We start from the raw sequence: 9,006 nt of genomic DNA, 5'->3' as shown, positions 1-9,006 counted from the left end.
GCCGAAAGAGATCAACGCTATCTGGGCACGTTTCCATGCGGGCGATATTGAAGGCTCACGCCAGGCACAAGAGAACATCACGGGCCTGCGCACCGATCTCTACAGCGTTGGTTTCCCACCGGCCACCGTGAAGAAAGCTGTTTCACTGCTGGGTTCAGATGTGGGTAACAGCCGTTATGCGGTGAGCTTCTCTGCCGAAGAAGAGCAGAAGATCCGCCAGATCGTGAATCAGTACCTGCAGTAAAGACCGATTGGGCAGCGGTTGCTGCCCGTTCCAACACCAGGATTGGGAAACGCTATGAAAGTTATCTGTACTTCACCGTCTTTCGCCAAATACGACGCTGCGCCCATTGATGCGCTGGAACAGCAGGGTTTTGAGCTGATCACCCTGCCCGCCGATGCACCGCTTAGCGCGCTGGAGCCGCATCTGGCCGAGACCGTGGCGATGATCGTTGCCTTTACCGATGTGAATGAAGCACTGCTGGCAAAAGCACCTCAGCTGAAGATCGTGTGTAAGCATGGCGTGGGCGTCGACAACATCAATCTGGATGCCACCCGCGCACGCGGCATTTACGTCACCAATGTGCCGGATGCCAATAAACATGCCGTGGCTGACTTCGCGTTCGCGTTGATTCTGAATAGCGCACGCCAGATTACCCAGGCTGCAATTGAAACCCGTGCCGGTAACTGGCCGCGCATCTTTGCCACCGATGTGTATGGCAAAACGCTGGGCATTATCGGCCTCGGGAATATCGGTAAACAGGTTGCGCTGCGTGCCAAAGGCTTCAACATGCGCGTGATTGCTGTCGACTTTTATCCGGATGAAAAATTTGCCGCCGAGCATGGCATCGAATTCGTCAGCCTCGATCAGCTGACCGAAAGCAGCGATTTCATCACCTTGCACAAGCCGCTCACCGATAAAACCCAGAATCTGTTCGATGCTGCGCGCATCAAGCGCATGAAGAAGAGTGCATTCCTGATCAATGCCTCACGCGGTGGCATCGTCAATGAGCAAGATCTGTATCAGGCACTGCTGGACAACGTCATCGCTGGCGCGGCCGCCGATGTGGTTGAGCAGGAACCGCTGACGGAACATCCGCTGTTCACCCTCAGCAACTTTATCCCGACTTCGCATATCGCGGGTTACACCGACGGTGCCATCAGTGCCATTGGTGAACGTTGCGTCGCGCAGATTGTGCAGTGCATCAAACAGGGCGAGCGCCCGACAAATGTTATGAACGGGCTGGATTAATTTTCTCAAAACCCTACTTAATCCAAATTTTAATCCCCAGTCATTGGTGCTGACGCCAGCGACAAGGTCATTTATCCCCTGAAAATGGGTCAATGATTGCAGTCAACGCCGCGACAGCGCGAAAGACACCGGGAAGGTGAAAAAATATTATGAACAACACCTCTCGCTCTACCCGAATTCGCTGGTGGATTGCTGGCCTGATGTGGCTGGCGATCGCCATTAACTATATTGACCGTACCGTACTCTCTGCGGCTGCCCCGCATTTGATTAAAGAGCTCGACATTAATCCCGAGATGATGGGCTTTATCATGGCAGCGTTCTTCTGGTCATACGCGCTGTTGCAGATCCCGGCAGGCTGGTTTGCCGATCGCTTCGGTCAGAAAAAAGGTCTCGGTATTGCGGTGGCCTGGTGGTCAATTGCTACCATGGCGATGGGCCTGGCAACCGGCTTTAAATCTCTACTGGCGCTGCGTTTAGCGCTGGGTGTCGGTGAGGCCGCCGCCTATCCGAGCAACGCCGGGATAACCGCGCGCTGGTTCCCGGATCGCGAACGTGCCACCGTTTCAGGCCTGTTCGACAGCGCCTCGAAGTTTGGTGGTGCCGTGGCCATGCCGTTGATCGTATTTATGATCGCCATGTTCGACTGGCGCATCACCTTCCTGGTGATTGGATCACTCGGTGTGTTCTGGGTGATTGCGTGGTACTTCATCTATGCGGAAAACCCGGAAGATCACAAATCGATCAGTCAGGATGAAGTGCGCTTTATCCGTAATGGCCAGGCGCAGAAACATGGCGACAAGAGCGTACGTCCGATGAAGTGGTACAAACTGCTGCGCTACCGCAATATCTGGGCAATGTGCATTGGCTTCTTCACCATCAACTACACCTCTTACTTCTTCATCACCTGGCTACCGACCTACCTGGTAAAAGATAAAGGCATGGATTTCCTTAAGATGGGGATGGTGGCTGCGCTGCCGCTGATTTGCGGCATGGTGATTGAAGTGCTGGCCGGTTGGGCATCCGATCGCATGGTGCACAAAAAAGTGCTGTCACTGACCGCCACGCGCAAGCTGTTCCTGACTATTGGTCTGATGATGGCACTCTGTATCGGCTTCGCCCCGTTCACTGACTCGGTATTTATGACCGTGCTGTTGCTGTGTATCGCCAAATCGGGCACCACCGTTGCGGCTTCTCAGGTGTGGGCACTGCCTGGCGATGTGGCACCGCAGAACAGCGTGTCGATCGTGGCAGGCCTGCAAAACACCGTATCCAACATGGGCGGTGCGGTGGGGCCGATTATTACTGGTGCCATCGTCGGGGCGACAGGCCACTTCACCTGGGCGCTGGTGTTCTCTGCTGTATTAGTGGTTATCGGTATTCTTAACTACCTGTTCCTGATGGGCAAAGTCGAACCCATCGTGGATGAGGAACAGGTGCATCATCCACACTCCGTGGTAAGCGGCGCGTAAGTGCCAAACTCGCCGCATCGTCCTGATGCGGCGTTTCCCCTACAGAAAATAAAAAACAATTGGAGGCGACATGTCGCTGAATTCAAGGGGATCATCTGCCGCCATTGAGTCAGGGAAAGCCAAAGTCTAAATAAAACTACGCCACGACAATGCAGGCGAAATTTTGCGGTTATCTGCCCGCAAGAAACTGCCGATACGCCGCGATCACTGCGAGGAAATCTTCCACGCCGCAAAATGACAGACTCTCTTCGTCGTAATACGTCATGCCCTCTTCCATGCCATCATCTTCCAGCGCCAGCTGGTTGGCTCGGATCATCACCTCTTCTTCATCCAGCCAGATGGTGTATTCATGCCCGACACGCTGCCACTGATTAATCGTTCCTTTGACTTCCCGCGCCGCCGCTTCCACTTCATCCAACAGGCCGGGATGCTCTCTGACCTCTTCATTGAACCAGTGCCCCACTGCTTCGTGGTCCATCGACATACGCACTTTGACCTGTCCGGTCAAATCACGCAGAAATTCATACTCCATGGGTTTGCCTCGTGTAGCTAATGGCGCGACGTGCAGCACCGGTTAGGTGCATTTTGTGCGTAGCGCGCTGAATAAAGTGGGATCGCGCTCGCATTATGCCTGGACATGCTCGAGGAAAAAAGCGCATAAAAAAAGGGACGATTCGCATCGTCCCCTCTTCATCCTTCGCGCCGATTAAACCGCGGTCTGGAAGATCACACCGTCAGCTTTTTCAGTGTACTGACCAAGCTGGTCAAAGTTGAGATAGCGGTAAGTATCTGCCGCCGTCTTATCAACCTGAACCATAAACTGCTGATACTCATCTGGCGTTGGCAGTTTACCCAGCAGGGATGCCACCGCAGCCAACTCAGCCGAAGCCAGGAACACGTTCGCGCCGGTACCGAGGCGGTTCGGGAAGTTACGGGTTGAGGTGGAAACCACCGTCGCACCGTCTTTCACACGCGCCTGGTTACCCATGCAGAGTGAGCAACCTGGGATTTCGATACGCGCACCGCTCTTACCGAAGACGCTGTAATAGCCCTCTTCCGTCAGCTGAGCGGCATCCATCTTAGTAGGCGGCGCCACCCACAGACGGGTTGGCAGTTGGCCTTTGTGCGCATCCAGCAGTTTACCCGCTGCACGGAAGTGACCGATGTTGGTCATACAAGAACCGATGAACACTTCATCGATCTTCTCGCCCTGCACATCAGACAACCAGCGCGCATCATCTGGATCGTTTGGCGCACACAGGATTGGCTCTTTGATTTCGGCCAGATCGATATCGATCACTGCCGCATATTCTGCATCCGCATCGCCTTCCAGCAGTTGCGGATCCGCCAGCCATTTCTGCATGCCTTCTACACGGCGCTCCAGCGTACGACGATCGCCGTAACCTTCAGAGATCATCCACTTCAGCAGCACGATGTTTGAGTTCAGATACTCAATGATCGGCTCTTTATCCAGCTTGATGGTACAGCCCGCTGCAGAACGCTCAGCTGACGCATCGGTCAGTTCAAATGCCTGCTCCACTTTCAGTTTCGGCAGACCTTCGATTTCCAGCACGCGGCCAGAGAAGATGTTTTTCTTCCCTTTCTTCTCAACAGTCAGCAGACCCGCTTTGATGGCGTACAGTGGGATGGCGTGAACCAGATCGCGCAGGGTGATTCCCGGCTGCATTTCGCCTTTGAAGCGCACCAGTACCGACTCAGGCATATCCAGTGGCATCACGCCGGTCGCAGCAGCAAATGCCACCAGACCAGAACCCGCCGGGAAGGAGATACCGATAGGGAAACGGGTGTGTGAATCGCCGCCGGTACCCACGGTATCTGGCAGCAGCATACGGTTCAGCCAGCTGTGGATAACCCCGTCACCCGGACGCAGTGAGACACCGCCACGGTTCATAATGAAGTCAGGTAGGGTGTGGTGCGTGGTTACGTCAACCGGCTTAGGATAGGCTGCGGTATGACAGAATGACTGCATGACTAAATCGGATGAGAAGCCCAGGCACGCCAGGTCTTTCAGTTCATCACGGGTCATTGGACCGGTGGTGTCCTGAGAACCTACAGAGGTCATTTTAGGTTCACAGTAGGCACCCGGACGGATACCTTCAACGCCACAGGCACGGCCAACCATTTTCTGCGCCAGTGAATAACCACGGGTGCTCTCTGCAACGTCTTTGGCTTTCACAAACACATCGCTGTGCGGCAGACCCAGAGACTCACGTGCTTTGGTGGTCAGGCCACGACCAATGATCAGTGGAATACGGCCACCGGCACGCACTTCATCCAGCAGCACTTCGGTTTTCAGCTCGAAGGTCGCCAGCAGTTCGTCGGTTTCATGATTGCGCACTTCACCCTTGTACGGGTAAACGTCAATCACATCGCCCATGTTCAGACGGTCAACGTCCACTTCGATCGGCAGTGCGCCCGCATCTTCCATAGTGTTGAAGAAGATCGGTGCGATTTTACCGCCGAGGCACAGACCGCCGCCTTTTTTGTTTGGCACGTACGGAATGTCATCGCCCATGAACCACAACACCGAGTTGGTGGCAGATTTACGGGAAGAACCGGTACCCACCACGTCACCGACGTAGGTCAGCGGGAAGCCTTTTTTCTGCAATTCTTCGATCTGTTTGATCGGCCCAATGCTGCCGGCATCGTCGGGTTCGATACCATCACGTGGGTTTTTCAACATCGCCAGTGCGTGTAGTGGAATATCCGGGCGAGACCATGCATCCGGTGCCGGAGAGAGGTCATCGGTGTTGGTTTCGCCGGTCACTTTAAACACGGTGGTGGTGATTTTTTCAGCCAGCTTAGGACGCTTCAGGAACCACTCAGCATCGGCCCAGGACTGGATAATTTTCTTCGCGTGGGGGTTACCCGCTTTCGCTTTCTCTTCGACATCGTAGAAGTTATCGAACATCAGCAGCGTATGGGACAGGGCTTCAGCGGCAATCGGAGCCAGTGCTTCATCGTCAAGCGCTTCGATCAGGGCATGGATGTTGTAGCCACCCTGCATGGTGCCCAGCAGTTCAACTGCCTTTTCGCGAGTAACCAGAGGAGAGAGGGCTTCGCCCTTCGTGACAGCTGCCAGGAAACCAGCTTTTACATAAGCCGCTTCATCAACACCTGGGGGTACACGGTTGACCAATAGATCGGTCAGGAATTCTTCTTCACCCGCTGGCGGGTTTTTCAGCAGTTCAACCAGCGCGGCCATTTGGGAAGCATCTAACGGCTTAGGTACGATTCCCTGGGCAGCACGCTCGGCAACGTGCTTACGGTATTCTTCTAGCACGACGTTCTCCTCGCTCTCATTGTATAGCTTTCCGGTACACCCCTTGAGCTGTCAAACAGTAGGGTGAGGTGCCCGGTTCCGCGTCGGCCAGCATAGCAGCATTTCGGCTGATTGTTAATCTGTTTACAAAAAAGCAACATCCGCGCGTTATTTAGCAGATTTATCTGGATTTTGAGCGGGGTCACACAAAATGGCAGGCCACCTGAGCCTGCCATTTTGTGATTGAAGGGCTAAAAATTAGCGATCGACCAGGGTGAATTCGCTTTCGTTGTAGCGCTCACCCTGAATATTTTGTGGATTGAATAGCGTATCCAGGGCCTTAATATCGGCTGAATGAAGTGTGAGAGCGGCCGCAGCACAGTTCTGTTCCAGATTGGCGATTTTACTGGCACCAGGGATCGGCACGATATCCTCACCTTTCGCCAGCACCCACGCCAGCGCCAGTTGTGCTGCTGTCGCATCATAACCTGCAGCCATCTCTGAAAGCTGATTCACTAACTTCTGGTTATGCGCCTGTGCGTCCTGTTGGAAACGCGGCAGATAGCGACGAAAATCATCTTCCGCCAGCGTGGTCGCCGCCGGGAATTTACCGGTGAGGAAGCCGCGGCCTAACGGACTGTAAGGGACAAATCCGATATTCAGCTCACGGCAGGTGGCGAGAATTTCTTGCTCCGGATCGCGCGTCCACAGTGAGTATTCGCTCTGCAGGGCCGAAATCGGATGCACCGCCTGCGCGCGGCGTAACGTGGCGGATGAGACTTCGGATAAACCGAGATACTTCACCTTCCCTTCACGCACCAGATCCGCCATCACGCCTACCACATCCTCAATCGGCACGGCTGGATCGAGACGATGCTGATACAGTAATTCAATGGCTTCGACACCCAGGCGCTGAAGTGAGCCTTCCACGGCGCGGCGGATATGCGCCGGTTCGCTATTGGCACCGGTAATGCGCTCCCAGCCCTCCCCATGATCGGTAATGCGGAAACCAAACTTGGTCGCCACTTTGATATCGCTACGGCCTTTGATCGCTTTCGCCAGTAACATCTCATTGGTGAAAGGACCATACACTTCAGCGGTATCGAGGAAATTGACGCCGAGTTCAAATGCACGCGCCAGCGTATTCAACGCTTGCTTTTCATCATTCTGACCATAGGCAAAGTTCATGCCCATGCAGCCCAATCCTAACGCTGAAACCTGTAATCCCTGACTGCCTAATTGACGCTGTTGCATTGATTTATCCTCTTCGCTTACGGTGTTAATGTTATAAACCTCAGCAATCGCAGCAACAATTGCGCGATTTTCGTTGATTTAGTGAGTGGAATTCAGCAATGAACAACTACCGTGCATCAATGCAGGAACTGGAGATGTTTGCCGCTATCGCGCAGCATCTGAGTTTTCGCAAAGCCGCTGAGGAGCGAAATGTCACGCCCTCGAGCCTGAGCCACGCCATGCGCAACTTTGAGGAGCGGTTGGGAGTGCGTCTGCTGCACCGCACCACGCGGAAAGTGGCGCTGACCGAAGCCGGCGAGCGATTCTTGCTGCGTATCCAGCCTGCGCTGGCCGATCTTTCACAGGCGGTGGATGAACTGAATGACTGGCGTCGCGATCCTCGTGGCGTGTTGCGCATCAGCATGCCGCGTTCGGCGGAGGCGCTGTTTTTCCAATCCGTCATTTTACCGTTCGTGCAACGCTTCCCGGAGATTACGCTGGAGATCGACAGCAATGACGCGTTGGTAGATATCGTTGAGAGTGGTTTTGATGCAGGCGTACGCTATGGCGATGTGCTGGCGCAGGATATGATCGCAGTGCCCTTTGGCAAGCCGATGCGCGCACTGGCGGTGGCCAGCCCGGCTTTTCTTGCTCAACATGGCGTTCCGCAGTTCCCGGCGGAGTTATTGCAGTTTCCCTGTATTGAGCGGCGCTTTCCGAGCGGACGTCGCTATCGTTGGGAATTTTGGCAAGACGGGCGCAAGCAGGAAGTGGCGGTAAAAGGCTCACTGGTGCTGGACAATAATGAGCGCATTCTGCAAGCGGCATGTGCCGGATTAGGTATCGCCTTTTTACATCAGGACGCGGTCAACGCTGCTTTGGCGGAGAGAGAATTAGTTGAAATACTTACTGAGTATACGCAGATTGAAGAAGGATTCTGGCTTTATTACCCCAGCAGGAAATACCTTTCCGCACCGCTAAGGCATTTTATTGATTGGATTAAAGATATCAATAATTAATCACATGAACACTTAACATCTTTAATTAAAGACTAACGATAAAACTGGGAAATTTAATTAAAATTAAAGATAAATTAGACGTGAAATAAGAAACAAAACGCGTAGACTGCCTGCGGGCGCTTGAGGCAATCTGCCTCAAGCATTATCAATTGAGGTGGGTTGTGGAAGGAGAAACTCATGCGGTCAATTTTCATCAACCGCACGAGCAGGCAACTACCCGAAACACCTAAGCAATGTTAGGGTAGTTGCTTGCTCGTGCTAATGCAAGGAGTAAGTGATTATGAAGTTATCATTCAGCAAGCTGATTATCGGCGGGCTCATGCTATTAGTATTGTGCCTGGTGAATCGCAATACACTCTGTGAATTACGATTCAAGGTATTCACTGCTGAATTATCTGCGGTAATGGCTTACGAAGTCAGGCAGTAACACTTCAATAGCAGGGGTTCGCCCCTGCTATTTCCGGCAGGGCTTATGCGTTAGCTCCAGCGCCTTATTTATCGATTCAATTTAATAGAACCCGTAATAAAAAACGGCTCCATTAAGGAGCCGTTTCTTTATTTAGCAAAAAAATTATTTCTTTTTCGCTTTCGCGTTTGGCAGGTCCGTGATACTACCTTCAAACACTTCTGCCGCCAGACCAACTGACTCATGCAAGGTTGGGTGCGCGTGAATGGTCAGTGCGATGTCTTCTGCATCACAGCCCATTTCGATCGCCAGACCGATTTCACCCAGCAGCTCGCCGCCGTTGG

General features: G+C 53.4%; 7 protein-coding genes and 2 pseudogenes. 5 read left to right on the top strand and 4 right to left on the bottom strand.

Translation table 11 applies throughout. The annotated features are described in order from the left end of the window. From RT340_RS19910 to RT340_RS19900, 3 genes and pseudogenes are all read left to right on the top strand, one after another. A pseudogene (locus tag RT340_RS19910) lies at positions 1 to 244 on the top strand (dihydrodipicolinate synthase family protein); the annotation flags it as partial. A gap of 54 nt (positions 245 to 298) precedes the next feature. Next, the gene (locus RT340_RS19905; protein WP_313377559.1) at positions 299 to 1,252 is read left to right on the top strand and encodes a phosphoglycerate dehydrogenase; all 954 of its coding nucleotides are present in this window, start codon (positions 299 to 301) and stop codon (positions 1,250 to 1,252) included. A gap of 149 nt (positions 1,253 to 1,401) precedes the next feature. Then, positions 1,402 to 2,721, top strand: a complete 1,320-nt coding sequence (locus tag RT340_RS19900; RefSeq protein WP_211729130.1) for an MFS transporter — start codon at positions 1,402 to 1,404, stop codon at positions 2,719 to 2,721. 169 nt (positions 2,722 to 2,890) lie between these two features. On the opposite strand, the gene yacL is transcribed toward RT340_RS19900, so the two are convergent. The 3 genes from yacL to RT340_RS19885 all read right to left on the bottom strand — a co-directional run bounded on the left by yacL (position 2,891) and on the right by RT340_RS19885 (position 7,258). Then, on the bottom strand, positions 2,891 to 3,253 hold the full coding sequence (yacL, locus tag RT340_RS19895) for a protein YacL (protein WP_097118360.1): 363 nt from the start codon (positions 3,251 to 3,253) through the stop codon (positions 2,891 to 2,893). 174 nt (positions 3,254 to 3,427) lie between these two features. Beyond that, positions 3,428 to 6,025, bottom strand: a complete 2,598-nt coding sequence (acnB, locus tag RT340_RS19890) for a bifunctional aconitate hydratase 2/2-methylisocitrate dehydratase (protein WP_160833531.1) — start codon at positions 6,023 to 6,025, stop codon at positions 3,428 to 3,430. 237 nt (positions 6,026 to 6,262) lie between these two features. Then, positions 6,263 to 7,258: an aldo/keto reductase gene (locus RT340_RS19885; RefSeq protein WP_313377558.1), complete on the bottom strand. Its 996-nt coding sequence runs from the start codon at positions 7,256 to 7,258 to the stop codon at positions 6,263 to 6,265. Positions 7,259 to 7,356: 98 nt separating this feature from the next. Here RT340_RS19885 and RT340_RS19880 point away from each other — a divergent pair, with 98 nt between their 5' ends. Next, positions 7,357 to 8,256: a LysR family transcriptional regulator gene (locus tag RT340_RS19880; RefSeq protein ID WP_211729132.1), complete on the top strand. Its 900-nt coding sequence runs from the start codon at positions 7,357 to 7,359 to the stop codon at positions 8,254 to 8,256. A gap of 280 nt (positions 8,257 to 8,536) precedes the next feature. Beyond that, positions 8,537 to 8,683: a Hok/Gef family protein gene (locus RT340_RS22630; protein ID WP_160868754.1), complete on the top strand. Its 147-nt coding sequence runs from the start codon at positions 8,537 to 8,539 to the stop codon at positions 8,681 to 8,683. 144 nt (positions 8,684 to 8,827) lie between these two features. Here RT340_RS22630 and RT340_RS19875 read toward each other — a convergent pair. Further along, a pseudogene (locus RT340_RS19875) lies at positions 8,828 to 9,006 on the bottom strand (dihydrolipoyl dehydrogenase); the annotation flags it as partial.

Origin of the sequence: Pantoea sp. CTOTU50773 (assembly GCF_032082325.1) — a bacterium.
Taxonomy (GTDB): Bacteria; Pseudomonadota; Gammaproteobacteria; order Enterobacterales; family Enterobacteriaceae; genus Pantoea; species Pantoea communis.
The sequence above is the reverse complement of the archived record's forward strand: the minus strand, read 5'-3'. Positions and strand labels throughout refer to the sequence as shown.

Bases quoted from the DNA above. Each gene is read 5' to 3' on its own strand.
- RT340_RS19905 (WP_313377559.1), top strand. From the start codon at position 299: ATGAAAGTTATCTGTACTTCACCGTCTTTCGCCAAATACGACGCTGCG.
- RT340_RS19900 (WP_211729130.1), top strand. From the start codon at position 1,402: ATGAACAACACCTCTCGCTCTACCCGAATTCGCTGGTGGATTGCTGGC.
- yacL (WP_097118360.1), bottom strand. From the start codon at position 3,253: ATGGAGTATGAATTTCTGCGTGATTTGACCGGACAGGTCAAAGTGCGT.
- RT340_RS19885 (WP_313377558.1), bottom strand. From the start codon at position 7,258: ATGCAACAGCGTCAATTAGGCAGTCAGGGATTACAGGTTTCAGCGTTA.
- RT340_RS19880 (WP_211729132.1), top strand. From the start codon at position 7,357: ATGAACAACTACCGTGCATCAATGCAGGAACTGGAGATGTTTGCCGCT.
- RT340_RS22630 (WP_160868754.1), top strand. From the start codon at position 8,537: ATGAAGTTATCATTCAGCAAGCTGATTATCGGCGGGCTCATGCTATTA.